This window comes from Streptomyces sp. NPDC020490, assembly GCF_044335305.1.
In the GTDB taxonomy this organism is placed as follows: domain Bacteria; phylum Actinomycetota; class Actinomycetes; order Streptomycetales; family Streptomycetaceae; genus Streptomyces.
Genome location: NZ_JBIRUY010000004.1, coordinates 286615 through 305681, shown reverse-complemented (window position 1 = coordinate 305681; position 19067 = coordinate 286615). Strand labels below are relative to the sequence as shown.

Sequence of the window (19067 nt, the reverse complement as noted above, 5' to 3'; positions counted from 1 at the left end):
AAGAGGGTGTTCAGATCTTGCGTCACAACATGATCTTGAACACCCTCTGTTCACGCCTGATCGTCAGCCCAGGACATAGGACTTACTCGTCTAGGAGAAATAGCGGACAGAATCGGTCCTGTATTCGCGTTAGGCTGCCAACATGCCTCGACCAACCGGCCGCGTGCTGACACTCCTGGAACTGCTGCAGTCGGGCGGCACCCGGACGGTGGCCGAACTCGCCGGCCGGCTCGGCGTCGAAGGGCGCACCGTGCGCCGGTATGTGGACCAGCTGATCGACCTCGACGTGCCCGTGGAATCGGTGCGCGGCCGCTACGGCGGGTACCGGCTGGCTCCCGGGTACCGTCTGCCTCCGCTCATGCTCAGCGACGACGAGGCGCTGGCCGTGCTGCTCGGCCTGGTCGCGGGCCGCCGAGCAGGGTTGACGACGACGGAGCGCACGGCAAGCGAGACGGCGTCGGCGAAGATCCGGCGGGTGCTGCCCAAGCACATCGCCCATCGGCTCGAGACACTCCTGGAAGCTCTCGCCTTCACGGATCAGCCCGGCGAGTTCGACACCCCGGACGCCGGGGTCCTGCTCACGATCGCCGATGCGGTGCGCCACCACCGGCCGGTCTCGATCCGCTACACCGACCGTGACGGACGGCGCAGCGAACGCACGCTGCACGCGTACGGCATCGTCGCCCATGCGGGCCGGTGGTACGTCACGGGCAAGGACGCCCAGATCGTCGAGGACCGAACCTTCCGGCTCGATCGCATCGCAGACGCGCGGACCCTGCCCGGCTCATTCGAAGCGCCAGTGGGTCCCGGTCCGGAACAGCGCGTGTTGTCAGGGTTGGCCACGGCCGAGTACCAGCATGAGGTGACCTTGCGGATCCACGGGACAGTTGAGCAGATCCGCGCCCACCTTCCGGCCGGCGTCGCGAGCCTGGAGGAGCACGAGTCCGCGGCCGGCGAGGACCGCGCGGCCGAGCGCTGGCTGCGCGTCGAGCTGCGGGCGGAGCGGCTCGACTGGTTGCCCCCGGTACTCGCCTCACTCGACCGGCCGTTCGTCATCGAGCGCCCCGATGAACTCCGCGACCTCGTCATCGCGCTCGCCGATCGCCTCACGTCCTACGCCGCCGGGCCCGACCGCGACGAACCAATGTCATGAGATGGCACACCCAGGAGGTGTCCGGCCGACCATGTGACCACCCCGCCCGGGTCGTGCGCCTTCACCAGCTTCACTGGCGGCGCTCGCCTCAAAGGTGCCGAAACGCGAGCGAGGCCCGGACCGGCTGGTTCGGGCCTCGCATCTGGAGAAGGCAGCAGCTACAGGTCGAACTCCAGGTGCTCGATGTCGGTCATCCGGACCTCTTCCAGGCTGCCGGTGCGGCGGCCGTGATGGTCGGCGGGCCCCGTGAGCGTCATCGGGCCGTGCCGAAGTCCTGCGTCCAGTAGTTGCCGGGCTGCGCCACCCCCACTCCGATCTCCTTGAAGTCGCAGTCCAGGATGTTGCGCTTGTGGCCGGCGCTGGCCATCCAGCCCGCCATGACCTGCTCGGGCGTGGAGTACCCGTACGCGACGTTCTCGCCGTAGGTGCTCCAGAGGTAGCCCGCGCGCGTGATCCGCTGTCCCGGGTCGGACCCGTCGGAGCCGGTGTGCGACATGGTGTTGTGGCTCGCCATGTCCGCGCTGTGGGCCTGGGCGGCCTGTGAAAGCTTCGCGTTCAGGGTGACCGGGGAGCAACCGGCCTTGGCGCGCTCGTTGTTGACCAGGGCGACCACCCGGGCGACCGCGGCGGACGCGGGAGTCTCCGGGCCGGCGGCGGGGGCCGTGGTCGCGGACGGCTTCGGTGCGGCGGTTGTCGTCGCGGGGGGCGCGGTGGTCGGCTTCGACGGGGCGATGCTCCTCGTCGGGGCGGGCGGGTGCGTCTTCGAGACGGGCGTCTTGGGCTTCTCCGGGGTGGGCGCCGCAGTCCCGGGAGAGGTCGTCGGCGAGGCCGTCGTCGTGGGCTTCGCGGTCCGGACGTCCCGCCCCCGGTGTCCGCCCCAGGACGCCTTCCACCCGTCCGTCCAGGAACCGCTGGAGGTGGCGGTGACGGCCTCGGCTCCTAGGTCGCCCATGCACGCCATGGCGGCCGACGGCACCGCCACCGCGCCCATCGCCAGGACGGCGACGGCTATGGGCCGGCGGCGCGTCTTCCTGCGGTGCTTCCGGTGGTTCCTCATACGGACCTCGTTCGGTCGACTCTCCTTGCGCCTCCGGCAGGCTCGGTATCGCCCAGACACTGGGCTTGACCTGCGGGGACGCCTTGCGGAGCCGTCATTGTTAAAAGCCGCGTGAGCACACGGCAACGAGGGCTTCCACTACCTCGCCTAGTACGGAAGGGACACCCTTGAATCCGGCCCGGGATTGTGCCGAGCCGCCGCACCGGACGCCGACGGCGGTTCACACTCCGTCAGAAGGACGGAGGAGATGGTTCGACGGCTCGGAGCTCGTGACCAGCCGGTGACCCCGGCCGAGGTGCCGCGTATGCCCGCTTCAGTGCGCCAGATCCATCTATGTCGCCCACACGCCACCTACTATCCGGGCACGTTGACAAGGAACGGGCACGTGAGGGAAGTCACCGCCTTTCCCCGCAACCGGCGTCCGGCATCCCAGGGGGGGTGTAATCAGGCGGCGGTGACCGTGCGCAGGAGCGCGTCGAGGCCGTCGGCGCGGATGCCCTGGAAGAGCGCCACGGCCTCCTCATCGCCGACGCCGGCCGGGGTGTAGACGCCGGACCATTCGACCCGGGACGTCTCCGGCTCGCCGGGCCGTCGGCTCAGCCGGCCCTTCACCATCGCCTCGACCGCCGAAATGATCATCGCCGCGCCGCCTGCACAGGATCGTCCGGCAGTGGATGTGCGAACACGCTCTCGGCATCCGGCGCGCGGCCGGGAAGGAGAAACCGACCCCGCACCGCGCACAGGCCGACAAATGGGCCCTCAACTACGCCGCCGCCCAGCAGTACTACGAACGCGAAGGACGCCTGAGGGACCTCAGCCCGCCCCCGGGATTCGCTCGGACGCCTCCCGTGCGTCCGCGTAGCCGGGTACCCGCGCTCCACCCCGCTCGCCGACCTCCTGACGGACCATCTGGTCAAGGCATACGGCTGGCACCGGCGCAGGGCCAGGCAGGGCTTCTTCCGGCTCTGCGCGCCGTCGATCCTCCCGCCGCGCCTGGGGCGCTTCCTGGACTGGTCCGTCCGGGCAGGCCTGCTCCGGCACACGGGATCCGCGTACCAGTTCCGGCACGGTGTCCTGCGCGACTGGCTCGACGCCCACCCCTGGCCGCCCGGGTAGCCCCTCAGCTCAACTCTGTCGGGGACCTGGGATGGACACGATCATCTGCCGAGGGTTCGCCAGGCCGCGCGGCCCTCCTCGGCCCGGACGCGGTCGCGCCGCGCTGCGACCGGCGCGCCGAGTGCGGCTGGTGATCCGGCCCCGGCCCACGGACCACACCACCTCCGGGCGGGCCGCATGCCGGCCCCGGACGGCACCCCGGGGAGAACCCCGGGTGATCGAGCACGCCGCAACCGACACCGTCGTCGACCTGGGCGCGTCCGGCGACGGCATCGGCGACACCCTCGCCTTCAGTGCCCGCCGAAGAAGATCTCCCTGACCTCGCGCAGCGCGTAGTAGACCAGCACGTACCCAGCGGCCGGGTCAGCCCACCACAGGCCGGCCAGCGAGTTCAGTACGAGACCCAGCAACACGGCGGCGGCCAGCAGACCGTCGATCAGGGTGACTCGGCCCTCCGTCTTCAGCACCGGGTTGTCCAGCGCGGTGCCGGTGCGTGCCTTGCCGGCGGCGAGCGCGAACATGACCGCGGCCGTCACCGCCGTCCAGCCAATGCCGAGTGGCGAGTGGTGGGGCTGGAAGCCGCCGGCCAGTACCCAGGTGGACTGCACCAGCAGGTACACCGCCAGTAGCCCGAAGCCGAAACCGATCAGCCTCAGCGCACGGCGCCGGCGGTCCTCTCCGGTACCGGACAGCTCCCAGATCACTACGGTGGAGGCGCCGATCTCGATCAGGGAGTCCAGGCCGAACCCGGCCAGCGCCACCGACCTCGCCGAGATCGCCGCGAGGGCAAGCACCACGATGCCGATCACGTTCCAGCCGAGGGTGGCGTACTCAAGAGCGAAGCCGCGGCGGAGAAGCGTCCGGCGGACGGTGTCATCAGTTCCGGTCACCGCGAGATCCTCCCAGACCCGCCTGCGGCCTGGAACACGTCCCGGGCAGTGCTGTCAGACGTCCTGAAGAGTTCGAACAGCGTCCTCAGCTGATTGCCTCCCGAACCGGTGAACAAGTGCTGTCCGTCCTCGTGCCGAGAGCCAGCCGTGGGCGGCTCGCAGGGCTCTTTCGTGCGCACGAAGGCCGGAGAAGGCCGGAGAAGGCCGGAGAAGGTCGGAGAAGCATGGGAATGGTCCTGGACCGCCACGCGAAGGGCGGGTCGCTGATCGTGCACTCGCCGTCACAGGAGGACCGGTGCCCGGCGCGACGCGCGTGGGCGGATGCGTCTGCGCGCACGGGATGCCAGGGGCAGGTCCTACGGCTTCACGTTCGCTGTGGCACGCTGAGCCGTCCGCAGCAGACGTGTTCTCGAACGTAGGTCCTGGTGGTGTGCGCATGAGTGTCCCTCTCGGCTGGCTGCTGCGGCGTCCCGAACTGCGTCTCAAGGTCCTCGCCGGGACACGTCACCAGGACCGTGAGGTGACCTGGGCGCACAGCATCGAACTCGCTGATCCGAGCCCGTGGCTCGGGGGCGGCGAGCTGGTGCTCACCACGGGCCTGCGCCTGCCGGAGGATCCCCAGGCCCGTCACGACTACGTCCGGCGGCTGGCCGACGCCGGTGTCGCCGCGGTCGGCTTCGGCGTCGGCCTCTCCCACGGCCGGGTGCCGGCCGAGCTGATCGAGGCTGCCGAGGAGGCTGGGCTGCCGCTGCTGGAGGTACCGCTGCGCACGCCGTTCGTGGCCGTCACCAAGGCCGTCATGGAGAGGCTGGCCGAGCAGCAGTACGAAGGGGTGGTCCAGGCATCTCGCGTCCAGCCGCGGATGACCCGGGCCGCGCTGGCGGGCGGCGCGCAGGCGGTGGTGAGGGAACTGGCCGTCTCCTCGCGCACACATGTGGCCTTCCTGGATTCCGAAGGGCGGGTACGGGCCTGTCATCCGCCGGACGCACCGGTGCCGGACCTCGACGAGGTCACCGCACAGGGTCCGGCTGTCCGGGCAGCCGCTTCGGTCAGCAGCGGACCCGACGGTGTGGTCGCCGTCCAGCAGGTACAGGTGGGTCCCCGCGCGCACGGGCGTCTGGTCCTGGTCGCCGACCGGCCGCTGACCGCGGTGGACCACCTTCTGCTCGGCCACGCGGCCTCCCTGGTCGCCCTGGAGGCGGAGAAGCCGCTGCGGGTGCGCGACGAACAGCGCCGCTTGAACGGCACGATCCTGCGGCTGCTGCTGGAGGGAACCATCGCGTCTCAGGCCGCCCGGGACCACCTGGTCGAGGCCGGATTCCCGATCCGTGACGGTGTCCGCGTCCTGGCGCTGCAGGACGGCAGTCCGCGAGGGACACTCACGGCGGTGGGCGAGGCCCTGGAGGAGCGGGGACTGCCGCTGTTCGGAGCTGTGCTCGACGGCGTGGCCGTGCTGCTGCTGCCGGCCGGCCACGCGGCGACGGCCCAGGCCGTCGTGAGCGAACTCGCCGGCCGGCGGGAGGCGTGTCCGGCTGCCGGGCTCAGCGCGGTGCATGAGCTGGGGGACGGGCCCGCGGCCCTGCGTGAGGCCCTCAGCGCTCTGTCGGCCGCCCGGGCACGGGGCGGTGCGGACGTGGTGCACTTCGCGTCCCTCGCCGGTCAGGTTCTGGTCACGACGCCGCAGACGCGGGCGGTCCTGGAATCCCTGTCCGTCGCCCGGCTGGGTCCGCTGGCCGAGTACGACGACGCCAACGACACCGAACTGCTCGCTTCCCTGCGGGCCTTCCTGGAGCACAACGGTCAGTGGGAGGCGGCCTCCGCCCATCTGAGTGTGCACCGGCACACGTTGCGCGCCCGTATGACACGCGTTCGGACGTTGGTCGCCGCGGACCTGGAATCCGCCCATGTCCGGGCGGAGCTCTTGCTGGCGCTGACGGTGTGGCAGGGATCCGGCCGCCGGTGAGTCCCCGGCTCACCGGCGGCCGGACCGGTCATGCGGCGGCCGCCGCTTCCTGTGCGACGGCCTCGCTCAGGATGGTCAGACCTTCCTCCAGCAGGGCGTCGGGTATGGACAGCGGCGGCAGGAAGGGCAGGACGTTGCCGTAGCTCCCGGCGGTCAGAACCAGCAGCCCGTTCTCATGGCAGCGCCGGGTGATGCGGGCGGTGAGGTCGGGCGCCGGGACCCGGTCGCCGTGCTGCTCGACCAGTTCGATGGCCACCATCGCGCCCCGGCCCCGCACGTCGCCGATCACCTTGTGGGTGTCGGCGAGTGCGCTCAGGTGCTCCAGCATGGTGTCCCCGATCTCCAGGGCGCGCTCCAGCAGATCGTGCTTCTCGATCTCCTCGAAGACGCCCAGAGCGGCTTCGCAGGCCACGGGGTTGCCGCTGTAGGTGCCGCCCAGTCCGCCGGCCGGAACGGCGTCCATCAGCTCGGCGTGGCCGGTCACCGCTCCCAGCGGAAGCCCGCCCGCGAGCCCCTTCGCCGTGGTGATCAGATCGGGCTGGACACCTTCGTACTCACAGGCGAACATGCGTCCGGTGCGGGCCATACCGGCCTGGACCTCGTCGACGATCAGCAGGATGCCGCGGTCGCGGCAGATCGCCGCGACCCGCGTCAGGAAGCCGGGCGCCGGAACCACGAAGCCGCCCTCGCCCTGGATCGGCTCCATCAGGACGGCGGCGACGTTGTCCGCGCCCACCTGCCTGTCCAGCAGGTCCGCAAGAGCCTGCGCGGCCTCCTCGGCGCAGTTCTCGGGGCCGGTGGGCCAGCGGTACGGATAGGCCATCGGCGCCCGGTGGACCTCCGGAGCGAACGGGCCGAAGCCCTGCTTGTAAGGCTTGTTCTTCGCGGTGAGGGTCATGGTGAGCAGCGTGCGGCCGTGGAAGGCATGGTCGAAGACGACGATGCCCGGGCGGCCGGTGGCGGCACGCGCGATCTTGACGGCGTTCTCCACGGCTTCGGCGCCCGAGTTCACCAGAATGGTGCGCTTGTCACCAGGGATGGGAGCGAGCGTGTTCAGCTTTTCGCACACGTCGAGGTACGACTCGTAGGGGTTCACCAGGAAGCAGGTGTGGGTGAACCGGCTCAACTGCGCCGCAGCCCGCCCGGCCACGGCCGGCGCCGAGTTGCCGACCGTGGTCACGGCGATCCCGCTGCCGAAGTCGATGAAGGAGTTTCCGTCCGCGTCGACGATCACTCCGCCTCCGGCCGCCTCGACGAACACGGGCAGCGTCGCACCGACGCCGGCCGGTACCAGCGTGCGTTGACGGGCCAGCAGTTCACGTGAGCGCGGGCCGGGGATCTCGCTCACGACCCGCCGGATCTGCGCGAGTTGTGGACCGCCGACCGGCCGGGTGGCTCCGGGCACGGTACGTCCTCCGGGGTTGTCGAGGGGTTGGGCGTCTCAGCCGAACACCGGCCCACGGCCGGAGCCATGGACCGATCGGAGTGCCGCTGCGGCGAGCCCGGGACAACTCGTCGAGTGTTTCGACGCCGGGGCAGACCCCGCCCCGGCCACGCTTCCGCGCCCGCACCGCGATCCGCTCGCCCTCGCCGGCCTCAACCGGTGGCGCAGGCCTCGACGAAGCCGCCGAAGAGCCGCAGGCGGTCCGCTTCCGGGCCGTCGTCGTCCTCCGGATGCCACTGCACGCCGATCAGCCAGCGCTCGGGATCCTCGATGCCCTCGACGATGCCGTCCTGAGCGACCGCGGCGAGGACCAGCCCGGAGCCGAGCTTGTCCACGGCCTGGTGGTGGCCGGAGCGGCCGACGAGGCTGTCGACGCCCATGATGCCGTGCAGGCGAGTGCTGGGCACGAGCCGGATCTTCTCGTCGAGGAACACCGGTCGCCCCTCGCCGCCGCGGTGCAGGGTGAACTCCTCGATGTCGGGGATGATCGTGCCGCCGCGGTGGACATTGAGCAGCTGGGAGCCACGGCAGATGCCGAGTATCGGCCGGCCGGCCTTCTCGGTCGCCGCGATCGCCCTGAGGGCGTCGCGATCGGCGCGGGCGTCCACGCCATAGGAGTGCGGGACATCGATCAGGGAAGAGCCGTAGCATCCGCCGTCGATGTCACCGCCCCCGAGCAGGAGCAGACCGTCGAACCGGGCCGCCGCTTCGGGGTCCGGCAGCGGCGTCGAGGTGTCCAGCAACGTGTACGAGGCGCCGAGCCGCACCAGTGTCTCCAGCGCGACCCGGGTGAAGCGGCGGACCAGTCCCGCGACCTGTTCGTCGAGGCCCGGGAAATTGAGGGACACCAGTACCGCGACATGCGCCACGGGATGCTCCGGCAGAGGCCGGGCCGGCGTCACCTCCTCGATGCGGACGACCGGCGTCATAGTTTGATCCAGGTGCTCTTGAGGTGTGCGTACTTGTCGAGTGCGTGGAGGGACTTGTCGCGTCCGAAGCCCGATTGGCCGTAGCCGCCGAAGGGGACCGTGATGTCGCTGTCGTCGTAGCAGTTGACCCAGACCGTGCCGGCGCGCAGGCGCCGGGAGACGCGGTGGGCGGTGGAGAGGTCGGTGGTCCACAGCGCGGCGGCGAGCCCGTAGGGCGTGCCGTTGGCGATCCGGACCGCCTCGTCCACCGAGTCGAACTCGATGACCGACAGCACCGGGCCGAAGATCTCCTCCTGCGCGATCCGCATGTGCGGGTCGACCTGGTCGAACACGGTGGGTTCGACGAAGTAGCCGCCGCTCTCGGTGAGGACCCTTCCGCCGCCGAGGACGGTGCGGGCGCCTTCTTCGCGGCCGATGTCGATGTAGCCGAGCACCCGGTTCATGTGCTCGGACTCCACGAGCGCGCCGATGTCGACACCCGGCTCGAGCGGGTCGCCGACCCGCTTGCGGCGGGAGGCCTCCAGCACCTTCTCCAGCAGTTCGTCCTTGATGGATCGGTGTACGAGCATGCGGGAGCCGCCGGTGCACACCTCGCCCTGGTTGAAGAAGATGCCGGTGGCGATCGCTTCGGCGACCCGGTCGAGGTCGGGGGCGTCGGGCAGCACGATCTGAGGTGACTTGCCGCCGAGTTCCAGGGAGACCTGCTTGATGTTCGACTCGGCGGCGTACTGCAGGAAGCGGCGGCCGACGGACCCGGAACCGGTGAATGCGACGGCGTCGACGTCCAGGTGCACGCCGATGGCGCGGCCGGCGGTCGGCCCGAGGCCGGGGACGACGTTGAGGACGCCGGCGGGGAGGCCGGCCTCGGCCGCCAGTTCGGCCAGTCGCAGTGCGGTCAGCGGGGACTGCTCGGCCGGTTTCACGACCACCGAGTTGCCGACCGCCAGGGCCGGGGCGACTTTCCAGACGGCCATCATCAGGGGGAAGTTCCAGGGCACCACCGCGGCGACGACGCCCAGGGGCTCGCGGGTGATGGTGGCCAGTACGTCCTCGGCCGTCGGTGCGACCTCGTCGTAGGTCTTGTCGATCGCCTCCGCGTAGAAGTCGAGGGTCTGGACGGTGACCCGGAGGTCGACGGCGAGCGCGTCGGTGAACGGTTTGCCCATGTCGATCGCCTCGATGAGCGCCAGCTCCTCGGCGTGTTCCTCGACGAGCCGGGCCAGGCGCTGCAGGACGATGCGGCGTTCGCGCGGTGGCCGGCGTGCCCAGCGGCCGTCCTCGAAGGCGGCTCGGGCGGCGGACACCGCACGGTCGATGTCGGTGGCGTCCCCTTCGGCCACTTCGGCGATCACCGTGCCGTTGCGCGGTGAGACGCAGGCGAAGGTCGCCCCGCTCGCGGCGTCGACGAACCTGCCGTCGATGAACAGCCGGTTCGGCAGGGTGAGTTCGGCGGCGCGTTTCTCGAGTGCGCCTCGGTCGGGCGTCGCGGTCATCGGTGGTCCTTTCTGAGCACGCTCGACCAGGTCGGTGAAGAGGGCCGCGTCCGAGGCGGAACTCGTGTGCAGGTCTTCGGGATGCCACTGGACGGCGAGGATGTCGGCGTCGCGGTGCTCGACGGCCTCGATGACGCCGTCCGCCGCGGTCGCGGTCACCACGAGGCCGGCGGCGAGTACGTCGACCGCCTGGTGGTGGTACGACGACACCGGCACCCGCTCGCAGCCGACCACGCCGTGCAGGCGGGAGCCGTGCACCACGTGCACCTCGTGCACGCCGTCGCGGTGACCGACGGTGGTCTCCGGCAGGTGCTGGTGCAGGGTGCCGCCGAGGGCGACGTTCAGCACCTGCATCCCCCGGCAGATCGCCAGCGTCGGCAGTCGCGCGGCTGTCACGGCGCGGGCCGTCGCCAGGTCGAGGTCGTCCTGGAAGTCGACCACGTCGACCGTCTCCGGCAGTGGGCGCCGGCCGTAGCGCTCCGGTCCCAGGTCGGCGCCGCCCGGCATCAGGACGCCGCCGAACCTCTCGAGCCGCTCCACGAGCCCGTACGCCGGATCGGCCGCGGGTCCGTGCAGCACCACCGGTTCACCGCCCGCGGCGTACACCGCCTCGCAGATCGCCTCGGCGGCGAGCGTCGCGCTGAAGCGCAGGATGGGCACGGACTCGGCGCGGCGGCCGATGACCGCCACCAGGGGGCGCACTCAGGCCTCCCCGAAGGGATAGTCGAGGCTGGGCAGCCACTCGTCCCATGCCGCTCGATGGCGCCCGTCCTCGATCACCCGGGCGAGGGCGGCGTCCAGCTCCGCGTGCAGCTCGGGACGGTCCTTGGCCACCCCGATGCCCCAGCGGTTGCCCGTGCGGACGGTGAAGGCGAGCTGGAACCGCGGGTCGTTCTCCCCCAGGGGAACGAACACGACGTCGTCGTCGACGACGGCGTCCACGTCCCCGGCCTCGAGCGCGGCGAGCATGTCGGCGTACACGTCGTCGGAGCCGTCGGACCCGAACCCGACCAGGACGGCGCCGTCGAACGTCTCGGCCAGCGCCATGTTCGTACTGCCGTCGATGGCGGCCACTCGCCGTCCGGCGAGGTCCTGGGCCGAGGCGATGCCCGAGCCGCGGCGGACCAGCACGCCCTCGTGGAAGACGGCGTACGGCCGGGTGAAGTCGACCTGAGCCTGACGTGCCGGGGTGATGCCCTGCCCGCACAGCACCGCGTCCGCGGCGTGCGCCTGCACGGCCGGGATCATCCGGTCCCACGGCACGCGGACCCACTCGACCGGCCGGCCGAGTTCGGCGGCCAGGATCCCGGCCACGGCGGGCTCGAAGCCGAGGCGGCCGTGTTCGGCGGACCACAACGTGAACAGCGGGGGCGCCTCGGCATCCAGGCAGGCCAGCCGCAACGGTGTCGCGGCGCTCACGGGGCGTCGTCCCAGTAGGTCGAGCGCTCCCAGTCGGTGACATGGCCGCAGAACCGGGCCCACTCGTCGGCGTGGTAGTCGACCAGGAGCGTGGACAGTTCCTCGCCGAGCGCGGAGGTGATCACCGTGTCCCGGCGGAAGGCGGTGATGGCGTCGCCCAGGGTCATCGGCAGTTCGGGGAAGCGGGCGTCCTGTGTGCCCTCGTACGAGGAGCCCTGGTCGGGTTCGCCGGGGTCGGTGGCGTTCTTCAGGCCGTCCTCGCAGGCTGCGATCATGACGGCGTGGGAGAGGTAGGGGTTCACCGCGGCGTCGGGCAGCTTGTACTCCAGGCGTCCGTTCGCGGAGAGCCGGACGGTGCAGGTCTTGTTGTCCATGCCCCAGTTGATCTTCGAGGGTGCGAACTGGCCGGCGTCCCAGTAGCGCTTGTAGGAGTTGACCGTCGAGCCGTTGATCAGCATTGCGCCGGCCGAGTGGAGGAGAAGGCCGCCGAGGGCGTGCCGTCCTTCCTGGGAGAGGTTCAGCTCGGTGACTCCGGGGTCCTCCAGCACGTTGACGCCGTCGCGCCAGAGACTGAAGTTGTGGTGGCAGCCGTTGCCCATCATCCCGGTGGCCGGCTTGGGCATGAAGCTCGCCTCGATGTCGAGCTCGCGGGCGACCTGCTTGCAGACCTGGCGGTAGGTGATGAGCCGGTCCGCGGTCAGGTCGGCGTGGTCGTACATGAAGTTGAGCTCGATCTGGAACTCGTCCTCGTAGTCGCCCTCGATCATGTCGAGGCCGAGTGCCTCGGCGTAGTCGATCACCTTCTTCACGATCTGCCGGTTCCGCTCGAGGTGCTCGATGTGGTACGCCGGGCTCGATCCGGGCCGGAACCGGGCCTGGAGCCCTTCCCCTTTCCAGGTCATCTCCGGCTCGCAGCCGGTGCGCATCTCCAGGCCGGTGCGCTGGGTGAACTCACTGTGGACGCGCTTGAGAACGCCACGGGCGTCACAGGCGTACGGCGCACCGGCACCGTCGCTGAGGTGGTCGGGCTCGTAGAGCCGGCAGAACACCCGGGCGAAGGAGGTGTCCCACGGCAGTACCGCGAAGGTGTCCAGGTCGGGGATCGCGGTGTACTCGGCGGCGTGCACGCCGCCGCCGAGCAGCAGCCCCTCACGCGTGGTCTGCAGGTTCGCGACCGCGGTGCGGTGCTGTTGCACGCCCTTGACGGCGATCCGCTCGAGGTGGCGGGCCGGCATCACCTTGCCGACGACGCGGCCGGTGATGGACACGGACTGGTAGTAGACGTACTTGACGCCGTACTTCTTGATCTCCGCGAGGGCGTCAGCGAGGTGCGGGCCGGCCGCGTTCTCCTGGCGGTGCTGATCGAGAGCGCTTGTGCTCACAGGTGTTTCCCTGTCTGGTCGTAGGACCGCGTCAGGCGGTGGGGACGAGTACGGCGAACTCATTGCGGAGTTCGCGCTGCCGGGCGGGAGCGATGTTGACGGCGAGGGTGCCGACCAGGCGCCCGTCGCGGTGGTACCTGGCCAGCAGGCCGCCTGGCAGGTGGTGCGGGTCGCCTTCCTCGACGCGGACCTCGTCGGCCAGGGCCGGGGAGCCGTAGCTCTGCAGCCGAAGGCCGAGTTGGTCGCTCCAGAAGGAGGGGACCGGGGCGAACGGCACCCCGTCCGGCAGTTCGCCCGCCAGCAGCGCGACCAAGGTGGCCGCGGCCCGCTTGGCGGTGTCGGTGGGGACGGACCAGTGCTCGACCCGTCTGGGGACCTCGTCGAAGAGCGGGTTGGGGAAGCGGGCGACGTCGCCCACGGCGACCGCGCGGGGCGCGCCGGCGACCTTGAGGTGATTGTCCGTCAGGACGCCGTTGTCCAGGGGGAGTCCGTTGCCCTCCAGCCACTCGGTGTTGCAGACCGAGCCGACCGCCTCCACGACCACGTCGGCCGGGAGGGTGTCGCCGCTGTCGAGGACGACGCCGGTGACGTGGTCGTCGCCGGTGAAGGCGGTGACTCCGGTACCGAGGACGAACCGGATCCCCGCCGCCTCGTGGTGGCGTTGCACGGCCACGGCGAGCAGATCTCCGATCACTCGCGCCATGGGCGGACCGGCCGGCTCGACGACGGTGACCGTGTGCCCCAGGGTGCTCAGCGTCGCCGCGACCTCACAGCCGATGAAGCCGGCGCCGATCACGACGACCCTGGCGGGTCCGCGCCGCGGCAGGGCTGCGCGCAGCCCGTGGCAGTCCTCCACGGTGCGGAGCACATGGCGGCCCGCTGCCGGGCCGGGTGTGACGAGCCGACGGGGGCGCAAGCCGGTTGCCACGACCAGTCCGTCGTACGCGGCATGATGGCCCGACTCGGTGGCCAGCGTCCCGGCTGCCAGGTCGGCCGAGGTGACGGGGTCGCCCAGCCGGAACTCCACGTCCGCGATGCCGGCCCGGCGCCGGAAGGACAGCCGCTCGGCGAGTCCGGACGGCTCGGCGGCCCAGGGATCCGCGAGTGCCTCCTTGGACAGCGGCGGCCGGTTGTAAGGCAGGTGCGGCTCGGCACCGAACACGGTGATCGGTCCGTCGTGGCGCGCGGCGCGCAGTTGTTCAGCGGCCCGGAGGCCGGCGAGCGAGGCGCCGACGACGGCGACGTGCTGGCGGGGCGGCATCAGCCCTCGATCAGGATTGCCTGCACGGGGCAGACGTCGGCGGCTTCCTCGACGTACTCCCGCATCGCTTCGTCGGGCGTGCCGTCGTACTCGAGCCGGCCCTCGTCGTTCATCCGGAAGACCTCGGGAGCGGCGATGGCGCACTGGCCGTGGTCCTGGCACAGGGAAAGGTCGACATTCACCTTCATGGAAACTCCTTCGAGCGGCGGGCATGGGGGGTGTGGGGTGTGGGGTGTGGGGTGTGGTCAGAGGGCGCGAGTGAAGCCGATGGGCAGACTCAGCGGACCGGTGTTGCCGGAGTCGGGCATCCAGGTGGCACCGGGCAGGATCCGGATGTCACGCATCCGGCGGGCCAGCAGCGGCAGCGCCTCGCTCATGTCGGAGCGGGCGACGAAGTGCCCCAGGCAGTGGTGCGCGCCGCCACCGAAACCGAAGTGGGGCTTGCGCTCGGCGGTGATGTCGAATCCACGGGGGAAGACCCGCGGGTCGGTCCCGGCCGACTCGCTGTAGAGATGCACCGTGGTCCCGGCGGTCAGGTCGAGGCCTTCGAAGGTGAAGTCCTCGAGCACCTCGCGAGTGACCCAGCGGACGGTCGGGTTCACCCGCATGACCTCCTCGACGGCCTTGCCGCCGAGTTCAGGCCGTTCGGCCAGCAGGTCCCACTGGTCGAGGTGGCGGCTGAAGGTCTGCATCGCCAACCCGAGCTGGTTGCGGGTGGTGTCGAAGCCTCCGAAGATCAACAGCACCATGCTGTCGCGCAGTTCGGCGTCGCTGAGCCGGCCGTCCTCGGCGCGGGATGCCTCCACCAGCGCGGTGACGAAGTCCTCGCGCGGGCTGGCCCGGCGATCCGCGATCAGCGCGTCGCAGTAGTCGTAGAGCCGGGCGAGCGCCGCCTCGATCCTGGGCAGGTCCTCGCGGAGCGTCACGCCCATCGCGAGTCCGATGGTGGCCGACTCGCGGGCGATGACCGGCCATTCCTCCTCGGGCAGGCCGAGCATGATCGCGATGACCCGGGCTGCGTACGGCTCGGCGAACTCGGTGACGAACTCGCATTCGTCGGGCTTGGCGAAGCCGTCGACCAGTTCGGTGGCGAGCGCCTGGAACCGCGGCACGAGTCCGCCGATCAGCTTCGGCGAGAACGCGGGGTTCATCAGCCGCCGCAGCCGGTGGTGCTCGGCGCCCTCCTTGTTCAGGATCCAGTTCGCCCACCACTGTGCGAACGGCCCCTCGGTGACCCCGTTGTGGGCCGGCCAGGCGACACTGCCCTGGCGGAGCTTGGGGTGCTTGAGCAGCCTGCTCATCTCGTCGTAGCGCAGGACCGCGATCCCGTACGGCGTCGTGGCGTACCAACTGCGTTCGCGGGCGGCGTGGACCTCCTCAGAGGTGATCGAGAAGGACGGGTCGGCCACGTCCAGGGCGGGAGGGGAACCGGGGGCGAGGGTCGGCATGGACAACCTCCAGGGAGCTTGAGCCGGCGGCATGGCTCAATACCCTGGATTTAGAGTTTTTAATTGTCAAGACCTCGCCGTCACCGATTCGCCGGCGCCTCCGACTCGGCGAGGGCGAGCACCCATCCCGTGCCCAGGGGCAGCTCCGCCACATCGACGAAGGGACCCGGGGCCGCGGACCCCGAAGGTGCCGGCATCTGCGGCAGCCGCGCGCCGATCACCCAGCGCGGCGTGTTCGCTGCGATCACCCGGCGCTCGGCGTTGACGAGGACGGCCTCGGTGCGCGCGCCGCGCAGCACGGCGATCAGCCTGCGTTCGAGATCGCCGACCGACAGATCCACGCCCGCGACGCCGAGGAAGTCGCCGTCCGCGACGATCGGTATGGCGGCGGTCACGACGTACAGCTCGGAGCCGGAGTAGTCGACGTACGGACCGTACGCGACCCGGCTCCGCGGCTGCCGGGCGAGCTGGAACCACTCCATCTGGAGGTAGTCGTAGACGTCGACGCTCGTGGGATCGAAGTTGAGCCGCAGCCGGACCACCCGCTCCCCCTGCCGCTGCCACCAGGCGATGTACCGGTCCTGGCCGTCGATCTGCCCGGGAGCGGCGGCGAAGCCGAAGCCGACCGCGAGACGGTCCTCCGCGACCAGCTCGACCAGCAGCTTCTGCACCTTGCCGAGGTGGGCCTCGGACCAGCCGCCGCGCGGCGGACGGCTCTCGACGACGGCCTCGGCGATCCGGGAGAGCCTGGCGAACACCGGCTCGAGCACGTCGGAGGCCGTGCGGGCCAGGGTGGCGGCGTCGGGGCCGGGCAGCTTCGCGTTCACAGCTGCGCTCCTTCCTCGGTCTGCAGGAGGTGGAGGGCGGTGAGCCTGCGGAGGTTGCCCGCCACGTGCTCTTCGGTGAGCCGTCGGGCCTCGTCACCGTTCTCGGACACGACCGCGGTCGCGATCGCGTGATGTTCCTCCACCACCGCGTCCAGATCGATCTCGGGGCCGATGGGCAGCCAGAGCAGACCGGACACCTCTGCCTGGAGGTTCGCCTCAAGCCGGGTCAGGCGGGGGGACTGTGCGGCCACCGCCAGCTCGATGTGGAAGCGGCAGTCGGCCCGGATGCGGTCACCGAGGTTGTCCGCCGTGCGAAGCTGCTCGGTCAGGCTGAACAGCCGGCGGACATTGACCGCCGAGGCGCGCTCGGCGGCGAGCTGCGCCGACCGGCCGGCCACGGCCAGGTGTTCGTCCACGATGTCGCGCAGCCCCGAGATCGTCATCGCGGCCAAGCGCTGGCGCTGCGGCTCGACCGGCGGCGACTTGGGGTGCCGGACGAACGACCCACCACTGCGTCCCCGCTTCGTCTCGACCAGGCCCTGCTCGCGCAGTTCGGACAGTGCCTCGCGCACCGTCATCGGCGCGACGTTGAACTGGGCCGCGAGCTGGACCTCCACGGGCAGTTTCTCCCCATCGCTCAGCAGGCCAAGGTAGATCGCCTCGGTTATCCGCTGGACGACCTCCTGGGCCCGGCCGACCCCCGTCGAGGACCCGAGAAGCGCAGCGAGTGCGGACATCTACCGGCCTCCTTTCACCCCCGGCGATCCGGGCGCGCCCAATGTAGTCGATCGGCCTCGCTCAACGCTTGACGCTTAACAACTAGAACTATAGGTTTCCGCGAAACCCGCAGCGTGAGTTGCGGCCGTCTCCGAACCAGAGGAAGACCGGATGACCAGTACGACGTCACCATCTGCGGAGTCCGACGGCTCCCCCCAGTCCGACCACCACGACGACGCCGCTCATCTCCACGCCCTTGGCTATCAGTCCGAGTTCAAGCGGGACATGAGCCCCTGGGCGAACTTCTCGCTCGGGTTCACCTACCTGTCCCCGGTGGTCGGTGTCTACACGCTCTTCGCCTACGCGCTCGCCCAGGGCGGCCCGCCGATGATCTGGAGCTTCCTGGTCGTCGGCGTCGGCCAGCTCATGGTGGCGCTCGTCTTCAGCGAGGTGGTCGCGCAGTTCCCCGTCGCAGGCGGAGTCTACCCATGGGCACGCCGGCTCTGGGGGCGCCGGTACGCGTGGATGACGGGCTGGGTCTACATGGTCGCGCTCCTGGTCACGATCGCCTCGGTCGTCTACGGAGCCGGACCCTACATCGCGGTCGCCTTCGGCTTCGAGCCCACGGTGAACACCACCATCGTGTGCGCGCTCGTCCTGCTGGGCCTGGCAACCGTGATCAACTTCCTGGGCACCAAGGTGCTCGCCATGGCCGCGCTGATCGGATTCGCCGCTGAGATCCTCGGCGCCCTCGCGGTCGGCGGGTGGCTGCTGGTCGCACACCGCGAGCACAACCTCGGGGTCCTGTTCGACAGCTTCGGCGCCGGAGGCGACGGCAGCTACCTTCCCGCGTTCGCGGCCGCGGCGCTGATCGGCGTCTTCCAGTACTACGGCTTCGAGGCATGTGGAGATGTCGCCGAAGAGGTACCCGACCCGGGTCGGCTGATCCCGAAGGCGATGCGCCGCACCATCTACATCGGCGGTGCCGCGGCGACCTTCGTCTGCCTCGCCCTGATCCTGTCGGTCACGGACTTCACGGCCGTCATCTCCGGCAAGGACGCCGACCCGGTGAGCACGGTGCTCAACCAGGCGTTCGGTGCCGTCGGCGCCCGGATCGTGCTCGTCGTGGTCCTGCTCTCGTTCCTCTCCTGCGCCGTGAGCCTGCAGGCGGCGGCCAGCCGGCTGGCCTACTCCTACGGCCGTGACGGGATGATCATCGGCAGTTCGCTGCTCAAGAAGTTCTCCCAGACCAAGCACGTACCGCCGTACGCGCTGATCCTCTCCGCCGTGGTGCCGGCCGTGATCGTCCTCGGCTCGAAGTTCTCCACCGACGCGATCACGAAGATCATCAGCTTCGCCGCACTGGGCATATACATCGGCTTCCAGATGGTGGTGCTGGCCGCGCTCCGCGCCCGGCTCAAGGGCTGGGTGCCGAGCGGCAAGTACACCCTGGGGCGGTGGGGCCTGCCGGTGAACGTCGCTGCCCTCGTCTACGGCATCGCCGCCATGGTCAACATGGCATGGCCCCGTACACCGGACGCCCCCTGGTACGACAACTGGATCGTGGCGCTGTCCGGAGTCGTCGTGATCGGCGTCGGCCTGGCGTACATGGCGGTGCATCCGCTCCACGACCGCAGCACCGCGCCGTACGACGACGCGATCCCGAAGGAACCGGTGAAGAGCTGACCGTGGAGCCGGAGACACGGAAAGGGGCGGGGATCCTCGGATCCCCGCCCCTTTCCTGCTCCCCCGGGCCCCCAGGGCCATGCACGGCAAGCATGCGGCGGCCTCACCACCGCGCCTCGGCTGCCTGGTGCGTCCGGACCGTCACCCGCGTCCCGCCGCGGCCGGCCAGGCGGCAGGCCGGCACCACGCCCGGCGTTCGGCCACCCGGGCGGAGCGCCACCGTACGGTCGCGCGATCGACGGATCGGCGTGGCCGAGGCCGGAAGGCCACTCCGTTTCGTCG

At 70.6% G+C, this 19067-nt stretch carries 16 protein-coding genes and 2 pseudogenes; 3 read left to right on the top strand and 15 right to left on the bottom strand.

Annotation, left to right across the window (positions count from 1 at the left end; all coding sequences use genetic code 11):
• Nucleotides 1–142 precede the first annotated feature (142 nt).
• Nucleotides 143–1153 (top strand): helix-turn-helix transcriptional regulator, encoded by a 1011-nt coding sequence (locus tag ACH4ZX_RS07780; protein ID WP_398269096.1) that lies wholly within the window; start codon nucleotides 143–145, stop codon nucleotides 1151–1153.
• A 158-nt stretch (nucleotides 1154–1311) separates the two neighbouring features.
• Here ACH4ZX_RS07780 and ACH4ZX_RS07775 read toward each other — a convergent pair.
• The 4 genes and pseudogenes from ACH4ZX_RS07775 to ACH4ZX_RS07760 form a co-directional block, all read right to left on the bottom strand.
• Nucleotides 1312–1380 (bottom strand): annotated as a pseudogene (locus tag ACH4ZX_RS07775) (XRE family transcriptional regulator); the annotation flags it as partial.
• A gap of 26 nt (nucleotides 1381–1406) precedes the next feature.
• On the bottom strand, nucleotides 1407–2210 hold the full coding sequence (locus tag ACH4ZX_RS07770) for a CAP domain-containing protein (protein WP_398269093.1): 804 nt from the start codon (nucleotides 2208–2210) through the stop codon (nucleotides 1407–1409).
• A gap of 444 nt (nucleotides 2211–2654) precedes the next feature.
• The gene (locus tag ACH4ZX_RS07765; RefSeq protein ID WP_398269090.1) at nucleotides 2655–2849 is read right to left on the bottom strand and encodes a hypothetical protein; all 195 of its coding nucleotides are present in this window, start codon (nucleotides 2847–2849) and stop codon (nucleotides 2655–2657) included.
• Nucleotides 2850–3616: 767 nt separating this feature from the next.
• A complete protein-coding gene (locus tag ACH4ZX_RS07760; protein ID WP_398269087.1) occupies nucleotides 3617–4216 on the bottom strand; it encodes a cation transporter in 600 nt (199 codons plus the stop codon).
• A 436-nt stretch (nucleotides 4217–4652) separates the two neighbouring features.
• Here ACH4ZX_RS07760 and ACH4ZX_RS07755 point away from each other — a divergent pair, with 436 nt between their 5' ends.
• A complete protein-coding gene (locus ACH4ZX_RS07755; RefSeq protein ID WP_398269084.1) occupies nucleotides 4653–6179 on the top strand; it encodes a PucR family transcriptional regulator in 1527 nt (508 codons plus the stop codon).
• A 28-nt stretch (nucleotides 6180–6207) separates the two neighbouring features.
• Here ACH4ZX_RS07755 and gabT read toward each other — a convergent pair whose 3' ends face one another.
• The 11 genes and pseudogenes from gabT to ACH4ZX_RS07700 all read right to left on the bottom strand — a co-directional run bounded on the left by gabT (nucleotide 6208) and on the right by ACH4ZX_RS07700 (nucleotide 17119).
• The gene (gabT, locus tag ACH4ZX_RS07750; protein ID WP_398269082.1) at nucleotides 6208–7584 is read right to left on the bottom strand and encodes a 4-aminobutyrate--2-oxoglutarate transaminase; all 1377 of its coding nucleotides are present in this window, start codon (nucleotides 7582–7584) and stop codon (nucleotides 6208–6210) included.
• A gap of 191 nt (nucleotides 7585–7775) precedes the next feature.
• Nucleotides 7776–8552, bottom strand: coding sequence for a gamma-glutamyl-gamma-aminobutyrate hydrolase family protein (locus ACH4ZX_RS07745; RefSeq protein WP_398269079.1), 777 nt, complete (start codon nucleotides 8550–8552; stop codon nucleotides 7776–7778).
• Nucleotides 8549–10045, bottom strand: coding sequence for an aldehyde dehydrogenase (locus ACH4ZX_RS07740; protein ID WP_398269153.1), 1497 nt, complete (start codon nucleotides 10043–10045; stop codon nucleotides 8549–8551). The genes ACH4ZX_RS07745 and ACH4ZX_RS07740 overlap by 4 nt, the downstream gene beginning before the upstream one ends.
• 69 nt (nucleotides 10046–10114) lie before the next feature.
• Nucleotides 10115–10735: pseudogene (locus ACH4ZX_RS07735) on the bottom strand (gamma-glutamyl-gamma-aminobutyrate hydrolase family protein); the annotation flags it as partial.
• Between the two features lie 12 nt (nucleotides 10736–10747).
• Nucleotides 10748–11464, bottom strand: a complete 717-nt coding sequence (locus tag ACH4ZX_RS07730) for a substrate-binding periplasmic protein (RefSeq protein ID WP_398269076.1) — start codon at nucleotides 11462–11464, stop codon at nucleotides 10748–10750.
• Nucleotides 11461–12846 (bottom strand): glutamine synthetase family protein, encoded by a 1386-nt coding sequence (locus tag ACH4ZX_RS07725; protein ID WP_398269073.1) that lies wholly within the window; start codon nucleotides 12844–12846, stop codon nucleotides 11461–11463. Before ACH4ZX_RS07725 ends, ACH4ZX_RS07730 begins: the two co-directional genes overlap by 4 nt.
• A 31-nt stretch (nucleotides 12847–12877) precedes the next feature.
• Nucleotides 12878–14107: an NAD(P)/FAD-dependent oxidoreductase gene (locus ACH4ZX_RS07720; RefSeq protein WP_398269070.1), complete on the bottom strand. Its 1230-nt coding sequence runs from the start codon at nucleotides 14105–14107 to the stop codon at nucleotides 12878–12880.
• The gene (locus ACH4ZX_RS07715; RefSeq protein ID WP_324789316.1) at nucleotides 14107–14295 is read right to left on the bottom strand and encodes a ferredoxin; all 189 of its coding nucleotides are present in this window, start codon (nucleotides 14293–14295) and stop codon (nucleotides 14107–14109) included. Before ACH4ZX_RS07715 ends, ACH4ZX_RS07720 begins: the two co-directional genes overlap by 1 nt.
• Before the next feature lie 57 nt (nucleotides 14296–14352).
• On the bottom strand, nucleotides 14353–15555 hold the full coding sequence (locus ACH4ZX_RS07710) for a cytochrome P450 (protein ID WP_398269067.1): 1203 nt from the start codon (nucleotides 15553–15555) through the stop codon (nucleotides 14353–14355).
• 80 nt (nucleotides 15556–15635) lie between these two features.
• Complete coding sequence (locus ACH4ZX_RS07705; RefSeq protein ID WP_398269064.1) at nucleotides 15636–16382, bottom strand: cache domain-containing protein; 747 nt, start codon at nucleotides 16380–16382, stop codon at nucleotides 15636–15638.
• A complete protein-coding gene (locus tag ACH4ZX_RS07700) occupies nucleotides 16379–17119 on the bottom strand; it encodes a FadR/GntR family transcriptional regulator (RefSeq protein WP_398269061.1) in 741 nt (246 codons plus the stop codon). The genes ACH4ZX_RS07705 and ACH4ZX_RS07700 overlap by 4 nt, the downstream gene beginning before the upstream one ends.
• A gap of 151 nt (nucleotides 17120–17270) precedes the next feature.
• Here ACH4ZX_RS07700 and ACH4ZX_RS07695 point away from each other — a divergent pair, with 151 nt between their 5' ends.
• A complete protein-coding gene (locus ACH4ZX_RS07695) occupies nucleotides 17271–18785 on the top strand; it encodes an APC family permease (protein WP_398269058.1) in 1515 nt (504 codons plus the stop codon).
• The last annotated feature ends 282 nt before the right edge of the window (nucleotides 18786–19067 follow it).